The organism is Planococcus koreensis, from assembly GCF_004761975.1.
In the GTDB taxonomy this organism is placed as follows: Bacteria; Bacillota; Bacilli; order Bacillales_A; family Planococcaceae; genus Planococcus; species Planococcus koreensis.
This window is the reverse complement of the sequence record NZ_RQII01000013.1, coordinates 51,853-66,208: the sequence shown is the minus strand read 5'-3', so window position 1 is coordinate 66,208 and position 14,356 is coordinate 51,853. Positions and strand designations below refer to the sequence as shown.

Below are 14,356 nucleotides of genomic sequence, written 5' to 3'. Positions count from 1 at the left end.
CAGTAGTTACTTGGTACTTTGTTCTTCCCCTTACAAACAGAGTTTTAACGATCCGAAAACCTTCGTCACTCACGCGGCATTGTCTACCGTCACGACTTTCGTCCATTGCGGAACGATTCCCTTACTGCTGCCTCCCGTAGGAGTCTGGGCCGTGTCTCAGTCCCAGTGTGGCCGATCACCTCTCAGGTCGGCTACGCATCGTCGCCTTGGTGGGCCGTTACCCCACCAACTAGCTAATGCGCCGCGGGCCCATCCTGCAGTGACAGCCGAAACCGTCTTTCCGTTCCGCCCCAGGAGGGGCAAAAAACTATTCGGTATTAGCACCGGTTTCCCGGAGTTATCCCGATCTGCAGGGCAGGTTGCCCACGTGTTACTCACCCGTCCGCCGCTAAACGAAGGGAGCAAGCTCCCAACGTTCCGCTCGACTTGCATGTATTAGGCATGCCGCCAGCGTTCGTCCTGAGCCAGGATCAAACTCTCCATTATAGAGTAGTGTTGATTGCTCAATACTGCTGGCGATCGCCGTCCGAAGACGCACGATTCGCTTTTGATCTGCACGAGGCTGATCAGTAAGTTTTGCGCGGGCCGTTTTGCGCGGCCGTTGCGTGTTGTTGACGTTTTGCTGTTCAGTTTTCAAGGTTCATGTTGTGTGCCGTCATCTGTGTTTGTGTAGCTCGTTGTTGCTTGGCGACTTTTATTATATTAAAGCATGTTTATACTCCTGTCAACACCTTTGAGATTTTTTCTTTCAGTTCTTTTTCTTTGCGCACTTCTTTCTTTGTACTTCCTTCTTCAATTGCGCCTAAACCCTTGCGCCGCCTGCATTCCTCATCTCTTGTTTCAAGCGCTCCAGCTGCCAGAAGCCTGAAAGAAATCCGCGTCGGAAAATTCCGCGTTTTTTTGCATCAATTTTTTTCGGCAAATGCTCTTCTGCTATTCCTCTCCAAAAAAAAGCCGACCGGATCTCTCAGCAAGAGAAATCCGGTCGGCTTTGCTTTTTGCATCTTTATTTTTTCGGGCTTGCTTGGGCTGCCAGTCTCCGTGTAGCCTTCCGCTCCTCAAGCTTCTCGCGGTCGATATCCGATTTGGCATTGTACTTCGGCAACGCCAATAGCTGGTAAGCATTCACCGACAGGAAAGGGAACAGCAGCAATGCCACCCAGCTGTCGATGTTATCGGCTTTGACCATCAAAGCTGGAAGCCATTCCAAAGTCGTGATGACAATCATAAAGAACAAAGCTGAAATGAATGTGTTCTTCGTTGTCCATTTTGCTTTGAAATATGCGGTAACCAATGAAACTCCGAGCAAGATCGCCAACAATACGCCATATAATAGTTGCTGGCTTCCCGTATCCGCATTCGGTGCAAATCGGAAGACGATCAAATCAAAAATAACGATCGCAATGATCAACAGCTGCACCCAATTCCATAAACGCAGCGTCCGGAACATATTGACGCCGAATTGATGAATCGTCAGGTACGCGAAAAAGCCCATCTGGCTGATCATGCTCATCGTCATCCCGACAACGACCATCCAAGCAACGCCTGCGAGTATCTCTCCCCATTGGCCATTTGCAAAAGCTTCTGCGAAAACATCATCCCAGCGGATGAACAAACCAAGTATCCCGGTGATTGCTCCGCCGATAAAAAGAGCATTTATAAAAAATTTAACCCAATTTCGTATTGTCACATTAATGCCTCCATTGTATGAAATCCTCTTAAGATTGTACCAACCTGGCGGCAAAAAATCCATCAAGCCCGACCCGTGGATGTGAACAAAGCATGAAATCGATGGCATTCTGTTCATAAATAGGAAAAGCCCGGCTGTGCGATGCGCAGCCGGACTCGATTGATTATTTTTTAGCGAATTGATTTAGCAATTGTGTTGCGATGTCTTCGTAAATTTTCCCGGTCGGATGGTCGGCTGTATAAACAGACGGTGCGAAATCTGCTTCGTTCCAATCCGGCTGGCCCAGTGGAATCTGTCCAAGCAATGGAGCCTGCAGCTCTTCAGCAAGCTTCGGACCGCCTCCTTGGCCGAAAAGGTATTCTCTCTTGCCCGTTTCTTTGCTTTCGAACCACGACATGTTCTCGATGACTCCCAGCACTTCGTGATTGGTCTGAATGGCCATCGCACCTGCACGCGCAGCAACAAACGCTGCAGTCGGATGCGGTGTCGTAATGACGATTTCTTTTGAGGCCGGCAGCATCTGGTGGATATCCAGCGCTACGTCGCCTGTCCCTGGCGGCAAGTCCAGCAGCAAATAATCCAATTCGCCCCATTCAACGTCGCGGAAGAATTGATCCAAGACTTTCCCGAGCATCGGGCCGCGCCATACGACTGGCATATTGTCTTCGACAAAAAAGCCCATTGAAATCACTTTGACGCCGAAACGTTCTACCGGAATGATTGTGTTGCCCCGGACGACCGGCGATTTATCGATGCCCATCATATCCGGCACACTGAAACCGTAGATATCCGCATCGATCAAGCCCACTTTTTTGCCAAGGCGTGCAAGCGCGACAGCCAAGTTTACGGATACTGTCGATTTGCCGACGCCGCCTTTGCCGCTGGCGATCGAAATGAATTCAACTTTGTTCAATGGCGACAGCAGGTCTTGTGCTTCTGATTCATTCGCAGTGCCGCGGAATTGCGCCAATGCTTCTGGAGGCAGTTCTTCAAAACGGATGCCGACAGAACCCGCTCCCGCTTCTTTCAGAATTTCAACAACCTTCATCTGCAACTGCATCTGTTCAGGCGTGTTCGTTTTAGCGATAGCCAGCTTCACGCTGACGTGTTTTTTCTCTTCTTTTATCGTGACCGACGTAATGCCGTTCGTTTCAGTCAGCGATCTATGTAAAAACGGGTCTTGCAACGTCCCCAGTAATTCGCGAACTTGTGCTTCATTCAACATATGGATACACTCCTTCTCACTTTTGCTCACCGTAAAGTATAACATAGCAGACTTTATTTTAAATCAATTCTGCCTTTTCTCCCTGGACAGAACAAAACCCCTTTGCTCCGAAGAGAAAAGGGGTTTTGGAAAAATTAACGTTTTGAGAACTGAGGTGCGCGACGTGCTGATTTAAGACCTGGTTTTTTACGTTCTTTCATACGTGGGTCACGTGTTAACAACCCAGCAGATTTCAACGCTGGACGGAAAGCAGGGTCTACAGTAAGTAGAGCGCGAGCGATACCGTGGCGGATTGCGCCAGCTTGTCCAGTGAATCCACCGCCGTTTACGTTTACTAGGACGTCGTAGCTTCCTAGAGTTTCAGTAGCAACTAGTGGCTGCTTGATGATTTGCTCAAGAGTTTCGTATGGAACGTAATCCGATACGTCACGTTTGTTGATTGTAATTGTGCCGTCGCCAGGTACTAAACGTACGCGAGCTGTAGAGTTTTTACGGCGACCTGTACCAATATATTGAACTTGTGCCAAAGGTGTATCCTCCTCTTATTTACGTATGATTATCCGCGAAGCGTGTAAGCTTCTGGTTGTTGTGCTTGGTGGTTATGGTCTGGTCCAGCATAAACATGAAGTTTTCTGAACGTCTGACGGCCAAGAGAGTTTTTTGGAAGCATCCCTTTGATAGCCAATTCAAGCATTTTAGTCGGGTATTTAGTGCGCATTTCAAGTGCTGTGCGCTGTTTCAAACCACCGCTGTATTGTGTGTGGCGGTAGTAGATTTTGTCTGATAGTTTTTTACCAGTCAAGTGGATTTTGTCAGCGTTGATGATGATCACGTGATCACCAGTGTCAACGTTTGGTGTGAATGTTGGTTTGTATTTACCACGTAAGATTGAAGCGACTTCAGAAGCTAAACGTCCAAGAGTTTGCCCTTCTGCATCGACAACCAACCATTTACGCTCGACTTCGTGACCTTTAGCCATGAATGTTGTACGCATGTATATTGTCCTCCTAAAATATCATCTCTGTTATTAATCATGCACCAAGTCCCGTTGGCACATGTCCGTTGTTCCGTTTTTTCGTTATCCCTTAACACAAATAACCTTCCGGGGCATATCGTGGGGGTAATGAAAATACCATACATCATGTTATAACGAATCGGGTGGAAAGTCAAGGGTTTTTCAAAATACACCAGGAAAAGTTGTTTCAGCAATCATACTCCACATTTTCAAGGTATAAACCGTGGGCCGCAGCTGTTTTTCCAGCCGCTCCCCGCTCTTTGGCAGCAATGATGTCCGCCACTTCCGACACGTTTTTTCTGCCGAGCCCGACTTCCATCAAGGTACCTGCGATGATGCGCACCATATTATAAAGGAAGCCGGATCCTTCGATGACCATGTGGAGCTCTTCCCCGTGCTCCTCAAATTCCAGGCGCCTCACCGTCCGGACTTTATCGACGACGCCCGTATTGACAGCACAGAAACTCGAAAAATCATGGGTGCCGATAAACGCTTCGGCCGCTTGCTGCATTTTCACAAGGTCAGGCCGCTGCTTGATATGCACCATGTAATTACGGGTGAACGGGCTGATCACTTGGCTGCGGTCCCATTTGTAGCGGTAGGTCTTCCCCGCCGCGTGATAGCGCGCGTGGAAACCTTCAGGAGCCTCGTGGATCTCCGCCACCCGGATGTCTTCCGGCAGCAGCACATTGAGCGCCTTCAGCCAGCCGCTGTCCGGAATCGACAGCGGCGTATCAAAATGGATGACTTGGCCGGTCGCATGCACTTTCGCATCCGTCCGCCCGCTCGCCACCACTTGCACGATTTCGCCTTTATGGATCGTCTTCAAAACTTTCATCAATTCCTGCTGCACCGTACGCGAATCCGGCTGGACCTGGTAGCCCGCAAAACCGGACCCGTCATAGGCGATTTTCGCTTTCATTCGTTTCATGCTTTCTCTCCTTATGTCCGGTAATACCAAAGAACAGCTGTCAAACCGACAAGCAGCGCCATGCTGAATGTATCTTTAAAGCCCCAGTCGAGCTGGCGGTAGCGGGTGCGGCCTTCACCGCCGCGGTAGCCGCGCACTTCCATCGCTGTCGCCAAGTCTTCCGCCCGTTTAAAGGCGCTGACGAACAGCGGAATCAGTAAAGGCACAACCGCTTTGATGCGTTCTTTCACAGGCCCAGAGCTGATATCCGATCCCCTGGCCATCTGCGCCTTCATGATTTTCCCCGTCTCATCCATCAAGGTCGGGATAAAGCGCAGCGAAATCGACATCATCAGCGCCAGCTCGTGCACCGGAAGCTTCACGCGCTTGAACGGCCCAAGCAAGGTTTCAATGCCATCAGTTATGGAAATCGGTGAAGTCGTCAGCGTCAAGATGCTCGTAATGAACACCAGCACCAGGAAGCGGACCGACAGGAAGATACCTTGCCGCAGCCCTTCTTCATAAATCTCGATAAAACCGATGCTCAGCAGCACATCCCCTTCGCGCGTAAAGAAAATATGCAAGAGGAATGTGAATATCAATAAAATAAAGACCGGTTTCAAGCCTGTCACCAGAAAATACAGGCGGATTTTCGACAAAAATACAACAAACAGCGTGAAGCCCAACAAAATGCCGTAAGTCAACGCATTATTCGCTACAAAAACCACCGCGATAAAAATAAACACGAAGAGGATTTTGGCACGCGGATCCATCCGGTGGACAATTGAGTCGCCGGGGATATAACGGCCGAAGATCATTTTCTCAATCATTCTGCGTCACGCCCTTTCTGAAGCGCCTGCGCGATGTTTTTCGCCAAGGCTTCCTCGGTCAGGGAAATGGCGTCCAGTTTGATGCCCATCTTTTCTTCGAATTGCCGCTGCAGGCGGACTGAACGCGGCGGTTCAAGCCGGTAATCATGCAATTGCTCTTCATTGGAAAAGATAGTGACCGGATCGCCTGTCACCACGCATTTGCCGCCATGCATGATTGCAATCTGGTCGGCGTAGCGCGCGGCATCTTCCATGCTATGCGTAACGAGTACCGTCGTCAGCCCTTTTTCAACATGGAGCCGGTAGAAAAGATCCATGATTTCACGGCGGCCTCTTGGATCCAGCCCCGCTGTCGGTTCATCAAGCACCAATACGTCCGGTTCCATCGCGAGGACGCCCGCTATCGCCACCCGGCGCATTTGCCCGCCCGACAGGTCGAACGGCGACTTTTCCAGCACATCCTCTGGAAGCCCAAGCTGCTGGACCAATTCGCGTGCGCGCCGGCTTGCTTCTTCTTCCGGCACACCGTAATTCAAAGGCCCGAACATGATGTCTTTCAAGACGGTCTCGTCAAACAGCTGCTGTTCCGGAAATTGGAAGACAATGCCGACTTGGCGGCGGATATCACGCAGATTTTTCGCCTTTGTCCCCTCTTCTATTTTCCGTTCGCCGATCATCACGGTGCCTTCCGTCGGTTTCAGCAGCGCGTTCAAATGCTGCAGAACAGTCGATTTTCCGGAACCGGTATGGCCGATGATCGCTGTATAGGATCCAGACGGGATGTGCAGATTCACGTGATGCAATGCCCTTTTTTCAAATGGCGTATCTTTCGCATAACTGTACCCTACATCTTGGAGTAAGATGTCCATAACTCATCCACCAACTCATCTTCTGTCATATGCTCGCCTTTAATATCTACGCCTTCTTTGCGCAGCAAATGCGTCATGCGCATCGCAAATGGCAAATCCAATCCCAGCTTTATCAATTCGCTTCCCGAACGGAATACTTGCTCCGGGCTGCCTTCCAATTGTTTATGCCCCTGGTTCATGACAATCAGCCGGTCCGCCAATGCCGCTTCCTCCAAGTCATGCGTAATGGAGATGACCGTCAAACCGGTCGCTTTTCTCAGTTCACGGATTGTTTCAATCACTTCCATGCGCCCCTGCGGATCGAGCATCGACGTCGCTTCATCTAAAATCAGCAAGCGCGGCCGCAAAGCCAATGCGCCGGCAATTGCCACGCGCTGCTTCTGCCCACCGGATAAATGATGAGGCTCCTGGTCCATATAATCTTCCATCTTCACTTGGCGCAGCGATTCTTTCACACGCACCACCATTTCTTCATGCGGTACGCCATTGTTTTCCAAAGCGAAAGCCACATCGTCCTGCACCGTCGCCCCGACAAATTGGTTGTCGGGGTTTTGGAACACCATCCCCATCTGTGAACGGATGTCCCATAGCGTTTCTTCGGACATCGGTTTGCCCATTGCCGTCACTTTGCCGGAATTCGGGAACAGCAAACCGTTCATCAGCTTGGCGATCGTTGATTTGCCTGAGCCGTTATGTCCGACCAGCGCAATCCACTCTCCTTCTTCTATCGTGAAAGAAAGGTCTGCGACTGCTGGCCGAACCGACTCGTCTTCTGGCGCATATGTAAATGTCACATTTTCTAATGACATAATAATCGAATTCATCTCTGCTAGCCTCCCCTAAATTGCAAACTACCTCTACTCTACTCGGTCTCATAAGCAATTGTAAAACTAAAAATGGATAAAAAAAAGCGCGCACCTCATTCAGAGAAATGCGCTTTTCTGTCTCTATGGCGCCCCGGTTGCTTAAGCCAGGGTTGAATGAGGTGCGTAGAGCTAGACAAGACGCCGTCCGAAGACTCGCTCATCATAACGCTCAGCTTTTCATGAGTGTCGTATAAACCATAATGCTAAAAGAAGAGGGCATGAACCCTCTTCCAGTAAATCAATTGTCCCTCCGGCTGAAGTTCAGCTGGAGGATCTAACTTGAACCTGCTGATTCAAATTAAACTAATTCGATAATTACCATTGGTGCGCCATCTCCGCGACGAGGCCCCATTTTCATGATGCGAGTGTAACCGCCTTGGCGTTCTGCGTAGCGTGGTGCAACGTCATCAAACAATTTTTGCAAAGCAAAGATTGTGTTTTCGTTGCCTTCTGCGTCAGCAGTAGTTACTAACTCACGGCGAATAAATGCTGCAGCTTTACGGCGTGCGTGAAGATCTCCACGTTTGCCAAGCGTAATCATTTTTTCTACAGTTGAACGAACTTCTTTCGCACGAGCTTCAGTCGTTTGAATGCGTTCATGAACGATTAAGTCTGTTGTAAGGTCACGTAATAGTGCTTTACGCTGAGAACTTGTACGTTGTAGCTTTCTCATTGAAGTTTCCCTCCTTTGTTAAATATATCGGATCCGATTATAAGTGTCAGTCTTCTTTGCGAAGGCCCAACCCTAAATCTTCTAACTTCACTTTAACTTCTTCAAGTGATTTGCGTCCGAGGTTGCGTACTTTCATCATGTCGTCTTCCGACTTGCTTGCCAGTTCGTGTACCGTGTTGATACCCGCACGTTTTAAGCAGTTGTAAGAACGGACCGAGAGATCAAGTTCTTCGATAGTCATCTCCAACACTTTTTCTTTTTGGTCTTCTTCTTTTTCAACCATGATTTCAGCCGTTTGAGCCTCATCAGTCAATCCAACGAAGATATTTAAATGCTCAGTAAAAATTTTCGCACCAAGTGCAATTGCCTCTTTAGGACCAATGCTGCCATCTGTCCATACATCAAGAGATAATTTATCAAAATTAGCGAGCTGGCCCACACGTGTGTTTTCCACTTGGAAGTTCACGCGTGATACTGGAGTGTAAATAGAGTCAATCGGAATAACGCCGATCGGTAGATCTTCACGTTTGTTCTGATCTGCACGAGCGTATCCACGGCCTCTGTTCGCATACATACGCATACGCAGGTGTCCGTTTTTAGCGATTGTTGCAATATATAGATCCGGATTCAGAATTTCCACATCACTGTCGTGTGTGATATCTGCAGCCGTAACCGTTCCATCACCTTTTACATCAATTTCAATGACTTTTTCTTCGTCAGAGTAAATTTTCAGTGCCAGTTTCTTAATATTCAAGATGATTGATGCTACATCTTCTTCTACACCTTCAACAGTGGAGAATTCATGCAAGACACCGTCAATTTGAATCGAAGTAACAGCAGCGCCTGGTAAAGATGAAAGTAAGATTCGACGTAAGGAGTTTCCTAAAGTAGTTCCATATCCACGTTCAAGTGGTTCAACAACAAACTTGCCGTATTTAGCAGTGTTGTCGATCTCGACCGTTTCAATTTTCGGTTTTTCTATTTCGAGCATTCATTTTACCCTCCTTCAAAACGTCGGTATTTTCGTTTCATCAAGAATTCGATAGTCACAGACTTTCGCAACGATTCGGAACACATTCAGTAAGTCGTGATGTTCAAAAATCCTATTCAGATTAACGATTATACGCGACGGCGTTTTGGCGGACGGCAACCGTTATGAGGTACTGGAGTTACATCTTTGATAGCTGTAACTTCTAGTCCGGCAGCTTGAAGCGCACGGATAGCAGCCTCACGACCTGAACCAGGACCTTTAACTGTAACTTCTAGAGTTTTAAGACCGTGTTCGATCGAAGTTTTAGCACAAGTTTCAGCAGCCATTTGAGCAGCGAAAGGTGTAGATTTACGTGAACCTCTAAATCCTAGAGCACCAGCGCTTGACCATGATACTGCATTTCCTTGCATATCTGTAATCGTAACGATTGTGTTGTTAAATGTTGAGCGGATGTGAGCAATACCAGATTCGATATTCTTTTTCACACGACGCTTACGAGTTTGTTGTTTACGTGCCATGTTAGGAAGATACCTCCTTTACTGATTATTTTTTCTTGTTAGCTACAGTTTTACGAGGACCTTTACGCGTACGCGCATTGTTCTTCGTATTTTGTCCGCGAACAGGTAGTCCACGGCGGTGGCGGATACCTCGGAAGCTAGCAATTTCCATCAATCGCTTGATGTTCATAGAAACTTCACGGCGTAGGTCACCTTCAATTTTATATTGATCCAATTGCTCACGGATATTGTTCAACTCGTCTTCAGTAAGATCGCGAACGCGAGTATCTTCAGAGATACCAGCTCCTGAAAGTACTTTCTGAGCAGTAGTTTTACCAACACCGAAAATGTATGTTAATGAAATAACAACGCGTTTGTCGCGTGGAATGTCAACACCAGCAATACGTGCCATGTGTGATGCACCTCCTTCTTATTAGCCTTGTCTTTGTTTGTGTTTCGGATTTTCACAGATTACCATTACTTTACCGTTTCTGCGAATAACTTTACATTTTTCACAGATCGGTTTTACAGATGGTCTCACTTTCATCTAACCCAACCTCCTTAGTAGTCCGGAGTGCAAAAGATTATTTAAAACGGTATGTGATACGACCGCGTGTTAAATCGTAAGGAGAAAGTTCCACTGTTACTTTATCCCCCGGCAGAATGCGGATGAAATGCATGCGGATCTTGCCTGATACATGCGCAAGAATCGTATGGCCGTTCTCCAGTTCCACTTTAAACATCGCGTTAGGCAAAGTCTCAACGACTGTTCCTTCGATTTCAATTACATCGTCTTTCGCCATCGACCCAGTCTCCCTTCTGTATACAAATCAGGTTCTCATCTTCAAACAGTATTTGCTGATTGAATAATACTACGATATTCATTCACCAGGAATGCATGAGTGACATTCGAAAGACAGTCTCCGAGTTCCACTGCCCGCAGATTGCGGAGAGGGGGTAATCCGGTTAATCCAGCCTGACTCATGTTTCCTCGACCGTCCGGACTGCCTTGGATGAGTTCCAAACCCGTTACACAGATGCTTCCACGAAACCCATTATACTATTTCCCATGCCGAATTGCACTTTGTGAACCCTGCATCAGACTTCCTATAACAAGCCTTGTTTGCTTTTGCAGCTCTCGAAAATTCATATCTCCGTCGCTCCTTAAAGCCACATGGAGGCAACTAACTGCGCCCGGCGCCGAAGATTAGCCTCGGTCGCCCTTTAGAAGAGCATCAATGTCAGCAAATACCTTTTGAATGTCCTGCTGTCCATTTATATTTTTCAGCACGCCTTTGTTTTCGTAGAAATCAAGAAGCGGCTGAGTTTGTTTAATGTTAACTTCTAAACGGTTTGTGACGGTTTCAGGATTGTCGTCTTCGCGCTGGTATAGTTCGCCGCCATCTTTATCGCATACACCGTCTTTTTGAGGCGGGTTAAAAACGAGATGGTAAGCTGTGCCACACACTTTGCAAATCCGGCGACCCGTTAATCGTTTAACAAGTTCGTCTTGTTCAACTTGGATGTTTACGACATGCTCGATTCTTTTGCCAAGATCAGCAAGAAGAGATTCCAGCGCTTCAGCTTGTGGGACTGTACGTGGAAAGCCATCCAATAGGAAGCCTTCTTCACAATCCGCTGCGCTAAGACGCTCACGGACGATACCGATAGTCACTTCATCGGGAACTAATGCTCCCTTATCCATGAACGATTTTGCTTCCAAGCCTAGTTTCGTTCCGCCTTTGATAGCGGCCCGGAACATATCACCTGTAGAAATATGAGGGATGTCGTACTTCTCAACAATTCTGTCCGCTTGAGTGCCTTTTCCGGCACCAGGTAGACCCATTAATACGATATTCATACGTTTGCCCCCTCAGACAAGTGGAGAAGGAACGTTTTCACACGCCCCTAAAACCCCTGATTATTTCATAAAGCCTTTATAATGACGTTTAACAAGCTGAGATTCCAATTGTTTCATCGTCTCCAGCGCTACCCCTACCACGATCAATAGACTTGTACCACCGATTTGCGCCGATTGCGGCAAGCCCATCAGGTTGGTGAAGAAAATTGGCATTACTGCGATAACGGACAGGAAAATCGCTCCGACGAATGTCAAACGGTACAACACGCTTGTTAAATAATCTTGCGTATTTTTACCCGGACGGATTCCCGGAATATAAGCACCTTGCTTTTTCAGATTGTCCGACACGTTTTCAGGATTAACCTGAATGAATGCATAGAAATAAGTGAAAGCTACAATCAAAGCGACATAAATGATCATGCCGACAGGACGAGTGTAGTCAAATGTATTCTGGATTGCATCCGTAACCGCGTTGGCGCCAAAGAAAGAAGCGATGGTTTGCGGCGTAATGATAAACGCTACTGCGAAGATAACCGGGATAACTCCGGCCGCGTTCACTTTCAAAGGTAAATGCGTTTGTTGTGCACTTGTTGTCTGGCCGCGGCCAGCAACGCGTTTTGCATACTGGATCGGAATTTTACGCAGCGCTTGCTGAACGTAGATGACCAAAACAGTAACAGCAACAACTGCTAATGCAAGCAAGACCAGAAGGGCGATGTTGATCGCAAGCTGAGAACCAGCTCCTTCGATTTGCTGTGCGTACAATTGGTTGACAGCTCCAGGTATTGCAGCGACAATCCCAGCGAAGATGATAATCGAAATACCGTTCCCCACACCTTTTGCCGTAATCTGCTCACCAAGCCACAGTAGAAATGCAGTACCGCCAGTTAAAACAATTGCGATTACAGCATAAGTTGCAATCGAATCGTCCTGTATTAAAGATCCACCATAAATCTGGTTGAATCCGTAAGACATACCAATCGCTTGGATAAAGGCAAGAACAATTGTGAAATAGCGAGTGAATTGAGCAAGTTTCCGTCTTCCGACTTCACCTTGTTTCGCCCACTCTGCAAACTTCGGCACAACATCCATCTGCAATAATTGCACGATGATTGACGCTGTGATGTATGGCATGATCCCCATTGCTAAAATCGAGAAATTAGCTAGGGCGCCTCCACCGAAAGTATTTAAGAATCCGATCAAGCCAGCTTGATCAGTAGCTTGCAATACGTTTGCGTCAACATTCGGTACCGGAATGAAAGTCCCGATACGGAAAATGATGAGCATTAGTAAAGTAAAGATAATTTTATTTCGAATATCAGTCACGCGCATAAAATTTGAGATTGTCTGAAACATTAAAGCACCTCGGTTTGTCCGCCGGCAGCTTCAATCGCTTCTTTTGCTGTTCCAGAGAATTTGTGAGCTTTAACAGTCATTTTCTTCTCTAAGCTACCATTGCCAAGAATCTTGATTCCAGAACGTTCGTTGCTGACATAACCTGATTCGATAAGCAATGCAGGTGTAATTTCTGTGCCCTCGTCGAAACGGTTCAATACATCAAGGTTGACAATAGCATAGTCTTTACGGTTAATGTTCGTAAATCCACGTTTAGGCAAACGACGGAACAATGGGTTTTGACCACCCTCGAATCCTGGACGAACTCCGCCGCCAGAACGTGCGTTTTGACCTTTATGGCCTTTACCTGCTGTTTTACCAGTACCTGAACCGATACCGCGTCCGATACGCTTTCTTGAACTGCGTGAACCTTCTGCTGGTTTTAATTCATGAAGTTTCATGTGGTTGGCACCTCCTTCTATAGAAATCAGGGATTAAACTTCTTTGATAGTTACTAAATGAGCGACTTTATCAAGCATTCCGCGAACGGCTGCATTGTCTTGGTGCGCTACTGTCTGGTGCATTTTGCGCAAGCCTAATGACTGGACAGTTTTACGTTGTGATGGCTTAGCGCCGATCACAGATTTTGTGAGGGTAATTTCTAGTTTAGTTGCCATGTAATTTTCCCTCCTTATCCTAATAGCTCTTCTGTAGTTTTGCCGCGAAGTTTTGCAACTTGGTCAGCACTTTTCAGTTGAGTCAAACCGTTGATAGTTGCACGAACCATGTTGATTGGTGTGTTTGAACCTAGAGATTTCGACAAGATGTCTTGTACTCCAGCAAGTTCAAGTACCGCACGGACAGGTCCACCAGCAATAACACCAGTACCCGGAGAAGCCGGTTTGATAAGAATTTGGCCAGCACCAAAGCGACCGATTACTAAGTGTGGAGTTGTACCTTTAACCATTGGTACTTCAATAAGGTTTTTCTTCGCATCTTCAATAGCTTTACGGATAGCATCTGGAACTTCTTGTGCTTTACCAGTACCAAAACCGACATTACCATTTTTGTCGCCTACAACAACTAATGCGGAGAAACGGAAACGACGTCCACCTTTTACAACTTTCGCTACGCGGTTAATCGTAACTACGCGTTCTTCAAGTTCAAGTTTGTTTGGATCAATACGACGCATGAAATGTGTCCCTCCTTCTTTTAAAATTGTAAACCATTTTCACGTGCAGCTTCTGCCAATGCTTTTACACGTCCATGATATAAATAACCACCGCGGTCAAAAACAATCGATGTCAAACCGTTTTCAGTAGCACGTTTTGCGATTGTTTCGCCGACTTTAGCTGCTGCTTCCACGTTGCCAGTTGAATCGCCTGTGAAATCTTTATCCATAGATGATGCACTTACAAGTGTTACGCCGTTAGTATCGTCGATCAATTGAGCGTAGATGTATTTATTCGAACGGAATACGTTTAAACGCGGGCGTGTTGCTGTACCCGTGATTTTTGAACGTACACGAGCATGACGCTTTTTACGAGATGCGTTTTTATCGAGTTTCGTAATCACTGAGGTCACTCCTTTCATC

General features: G+C 47.1%; 20 protein-coding genes and 1 rRNA gene. All 21 read right to left on the bottom strand.

The features are described 5' to 3' along the window. Nucleotides 1-486: ribosomal RNA gene (locus tag EGV91_RS02805) — 16S ribosomal RNA — on the bottom strand; the annotation flags it as partial. A gap of 520 nt (nt 487-1,006) precedes the next feature. Next, on the bottom strand, nt 1,007-1,690 hold the full coding sequence (locus EGV91_RS02800) for a KinB-signaling pathway activation protein (protein ID WP_135500658.1): 684 nt from the start codon (nt 1,688-1,690) through the stop codon (nt 1,007-1,009). Nucleotides 1,691-1,853: 163 nt separating this feature from the next. Continuing rightward, nucleotides 1,854-2,915, bottom strand: a complete 1,062-nt coding sequence (locus tag EGV91_RS02795; RefSeq protein WP_135500657.1) for an Mrp/NBP35 family ATP-binding protein — start codon at nt 2,913-2,915, stop codon at nt 1,854-1,856. A gap of 134 nt (nt 2,916-3,049) precedes the next feature. After that, a complete protein-coding gene (gene rpsI / locus EGV91_RS02790) occupies nt 3,050-3,442 on the bottom strand; it encodes a 30S ribosomal protein S9 (RefSeq protein WP_135500656.1) in 393 nt (130 codons plus the stop codon). Nucleotides 3,443-3,471: 29 nt separating this feature from the next. Beyond that, the gene (gene rplM / locus EGV91_RS02785) at nt 3,472-3,909 is read right to left on the bottom strand and encodes a 50S ribosomal protein L13 (RefSeq protein WP_135500655.1); all 438 of its coding nucleotides are present in this window, start codon (nt 3,907-3,909) and stop codon (nt 3,472-3,474) included. 208 nt (nt 3,910-4,117) lie between these two features. Then, the gene (gene truA / locus EGV91_RS02780; protein WP_135500654.1) at nt 4,118-4,861 is read right to left on the bottom strand and encodes a tRNA pseudouridine(38-40) synthase TruA; all 744 of its coding nucleotides are present in this window, start codon (nt 4,859-4,861) and stop codon (nt 4,118-4,120) included. A gap of 11 nt (nt 4,862-4,872) precedes the next feature. Continuing rightward, nucleotides 4,873-5,670: an energy-coupling factor transporter transmembrane component T family protein gene (locus EGV91_RS02775; protein ID WP_135500653.1), complete on the bottom strand. Its 798-nt coding sequence runs from the start codon at nt 5,668-5,670 to the stop codon at nt 4,873-4,875. After that, entirely contained in the window at nt 5,667-6,539 is an 873-nt protein-coding gene (locus tag EGV91_RS02770; protein WP_135500652.1) for an energy-coupling factor ABC transporter ATP-binding protein, read from the bottom strand. Before EGV91_RS02770 ends, EGV91_RS02775 begins: the two co-directional genes overlap by 4 nt. Then, nucleotides 6,515-7,363, bottom strand: a complete 849-nt coding sequence (locus EGV91_RS02765) for an energy-coupling factor ABC transporter ATP-binding protein (RefSeq protein ID WP_135500651.1) — start codon at nt 7,361-7,363, stop codon at nt 6,515-6,517. Before EGV91_RS02765 ends, EGV91_RS02770 begins: the two co-directional genes overlap by 25 nt. Nucleotides 7,364-7,703: 340 nt before the next feature. Then, complete coding sequence (gene rplQ, locus EGV91_RS02760; protein ID WP_135500650.1) at nt 7,704-8,078, bottom strand: 50S ribosomal protein L17; 375 nt, start codon at nt 8,076-8,078, stop codon at nt 7,704-7,706. A 46-nt stretch (nt 8,079-8,124) separates the two neighbouring features. Then, nucleotides 8,125-9,069, bottom strand: coding sequence for a DNA-directed RNA polymerase subunit alpha (locus EGV91_RS02755; protein WP_135500649.1), 945 nt, complete (start codon nt 9,067-9,069; stop codon nt 8,125-8,127). A 128-nt stretch (nt 9,070-9,197) separates the two neighbouring features. Continuing rightward, the gene (gene rpsK, locus EGV91_RS02750; protein ID WP_135500648.1) at nt 9,198-9,587 is read right to left on the bottom strand and encodes a 30S ribosomal protein S11; all 390 of its coding nucleotides are present in this window, start codon (nt 9,585-9,587) and stop codon (nt 9,198-9,200) included. Nucleotides 9,588-9,612: 25 nt separating this feature from the next. After that, nucleotides 9,613-9,978, bottom strand: a complete 366-nt coding sequence (rpsM, locus tag EGV91_RS02745; protein ID WP_135500647.1) for a 30S ribosomal protein S13 — start codon at nt 9,976-9,978, stop codon at nt 9,613-9,615. Nucleotides 9,979-9,999: 21 nt separating this feature from the next. Continuing rightward, the gene (gene rpmJ / locus EGV91_RS02740) at nt 10,000-10,113 is read right to left on the bottom strand and encodes a 50S ribosomal protein L36 (protein ID WP_006828951.1); all 114 of its coding nucleotides are present in this window, start codon (nt 10,111-10,113) and stop codon (nt 10,000-10,002) included. A gap of 37 nt (nt 10,114-10,150) precedes the next feature. Continuing rightward, nucleotides 10,151-10,369, bottom strand: coding sequence for a translation initiation factor IF-1 (gene infA, locus EGV91_RS02735; RefSeq protein ID WP_006828950.1), 219 nt, complete (start codon nt 10,367-10,369; stop codon nt 10,151-10,153). Nucleotides 10,370-10,773: 404 nt separating this feature from the next. Then, nucleotides 10,774-11,427, bottom strand: a complete 654-nt coding sequence (locus tag EGV91_RS02730; RefSeq protein WP_135500646.1) for an adenylate kinase — start codon at nt 11,425-11,427, stop codon at nt 10,774-10,776. A 60-nt stretch (nt 11,428-11,487) separates the two neighbouring features. Beyond that, nucleotides 11,488-12,783: a preprotein translocase subunit SecY gene (gene secY / locus EGV91_RS02725; RefSeq protein WP_135500645.1), complete on the bottom strand. Its 1,296-nt coding sequence runs from the start codon at nt 12,781-12,783 to the stop codon at nt 11,488-11,490. Continuing rightward, entirely contained in the window at nt 12,783-13,223 is a 441-nt protein-coding gene (gene rplO / locus EGV91_RS02720; protein WP_135500644.1) for a 50S ribosomal protein L15, read from the bottom strand. Before rplO ends, secY begins: the two co-directional genes overlap by 1 nt. 33 nt (nt 13,224-13,256) lie before the next feature. After that, nucleotides 13,257-13,439 carry a 50S ribosomal protein L30 gene (gene rpmD / locus EGV91_RS02715; RefSeq protein ID WP_135500643.1) on the bottom strand — a complete coding sequence of 61 codons (183 nt, stop codon included), beginning with the start codon at nt 13,437-13,439 and terminating at the stop codon, nt 13,257-13,259. 14 nt (nt 13,440-13,453) lie between these two features. Next, entirely contained in the window at nt 13,454-13,954 is a 501-nt protein-coding gene (gene rpsE / locus EGV91_RS02710) for a 30S ribosomal protein S5 (RefSeq protein ID WP_135500642.1), read from the bottom strand. Between the two features lie 20 nt (nt 13,955-13,974). Beyond that, nucleotides 13,975-14,337 (bottom strand): 50S ribosomal protein L18, encoded by a 363-nt coding sequence (gene rplR, locus EGV91_RS02705; RefSeq protein ID WP_135500659.1) that lies wholly within the window; start codon nt 14,335-14,337, stop codon nt 13,975-13,977. Between the last annotated feature and the right edge of the window lie 19 nt (nt 14,338-14,356).

What these genes read in the sequence shown, in the direction of transcription:
- EGV91_RS02795 (WP_135500657.1), bottom strand. Translation starts at nt 2,915, where the DNA reads ATGTTGAATGAAGCACAAGTTCGCGAATTACTGGGGACGTTGCAAGAC.
- rplM (WP_135500655.1), bottom strand. Translation starts at nt 3,909, where the DNA reads ATGCGTACAACATTCATGGCTAAAGGTCACGAAGTCGAGCGTAAATGG.
- truA (WP_135500654.1), bottom strand. Translation starts at nt 4,861, where the DNA reads ATGAAACGAATGAAAGCGAAAATCGCCTATGACGGGTCCGGTTTTGCG.
- EGV91_RS02775 (WP_135500653.1), bottom strand. Translation starts at nt 5,670, where the DNA reads ATGATTGAGAAAATGATCTTCGGCCGTTATATCCCCGGCGACTCAATT.
- EGV91_RS02770 (WP_135500652.1), bottom strand. Translation starts at nt 6,539, where the DNA reads ATGGACATCTTACTCCAAGATGTAGGGTACAGTTATGCGAAAGATACG.
- EGV91_RS02765 (WP_135500651.1), bottom strand. Translation starts at nt 7,363, where the DNA reads ATGAATTCGATTATTATGTCATTAGAAAATGTGACATTTACATATGCG.
- rplQ (WP_135500650.1), bottom strand. Translation starts at nt 8,078, where the DNA reads ATGAGAAAGCTACAACGTACAAGTTCTCAGCGTAAAGCACTATTACGT.
- EGV91_RS02755 (WP_135500649.1), bottom strand. Translation starts at nt 9,069, where the DNA reads ATGCTCGAAATAGAAAAACCGAAAATTGAAACGGTCGAGATCGACAAC.
- rpsK (WP_135500648.1), bottom strand. Translation starts at nt 9,587, where the DNA reads ATGGCACGTAAACAACAAACTCGTAAGCGTCGTGTGAAAAAGAATATC.
- rpsM (WP_135500647.1), bottom strand. Translation starts at nt 9,978, where the DNA reads ATGGCACGTATTGCTGGTGTTGACATTCCACGCGACAAACGCGTTGTT.
- rpmJ (WP_006828951.1), bottom strand. Translation starts at nt 10,113, where the DNA reads ATGAAAGTGAGACCATCTGTAAAACCGATCTGTGAAAAATGTAAAGTT.
- infA (WP_006828950.1), bottom strand. Translation starts at nt 10,369, where the DNA reads ATGGCGAAAGACGATGTAATTGAAATCGAAGGAACAGTCGTTGAGACT.
- EGV91_RS02730 (WP_135500646.1), bottom strand. Translation starts at nt 11,427, where the DNA reads ATGAATATCGTATTAATGGGTCTACCTGGTGCCGGAAAAGGCACTCAA.
- secY (WP_135500645.1), bottom strand. Translation starts at nt 12,783, where the DNA reads ATGTTTCAGACAATCTCAAATTTTATGCGCGTGACTGATATTCGAAAT.
- rplO (WP_135500644.1), bottom strand. Translation starts at nt 13,223, where the DNA reads ATGAAACTTCATGAATTAAAACCAGCAGAAGGTTCACGCAGTTCAAGA.
- rpmD (WP_135500643.1), bottom strand. Translation starts at nt 13,439, where the DNA reads ATGGCAACTAAACTAGAAATTACCCTCACAAAATCTGTGATCGGCGCT.
- rpsE (WP_135500642.1), bottom strand. Translation starts at nt 13,954, where the DNA reads ATGCGTCGTATTGATCCAAACAAACTTGAACTTGAAGAACGCGTAGTT.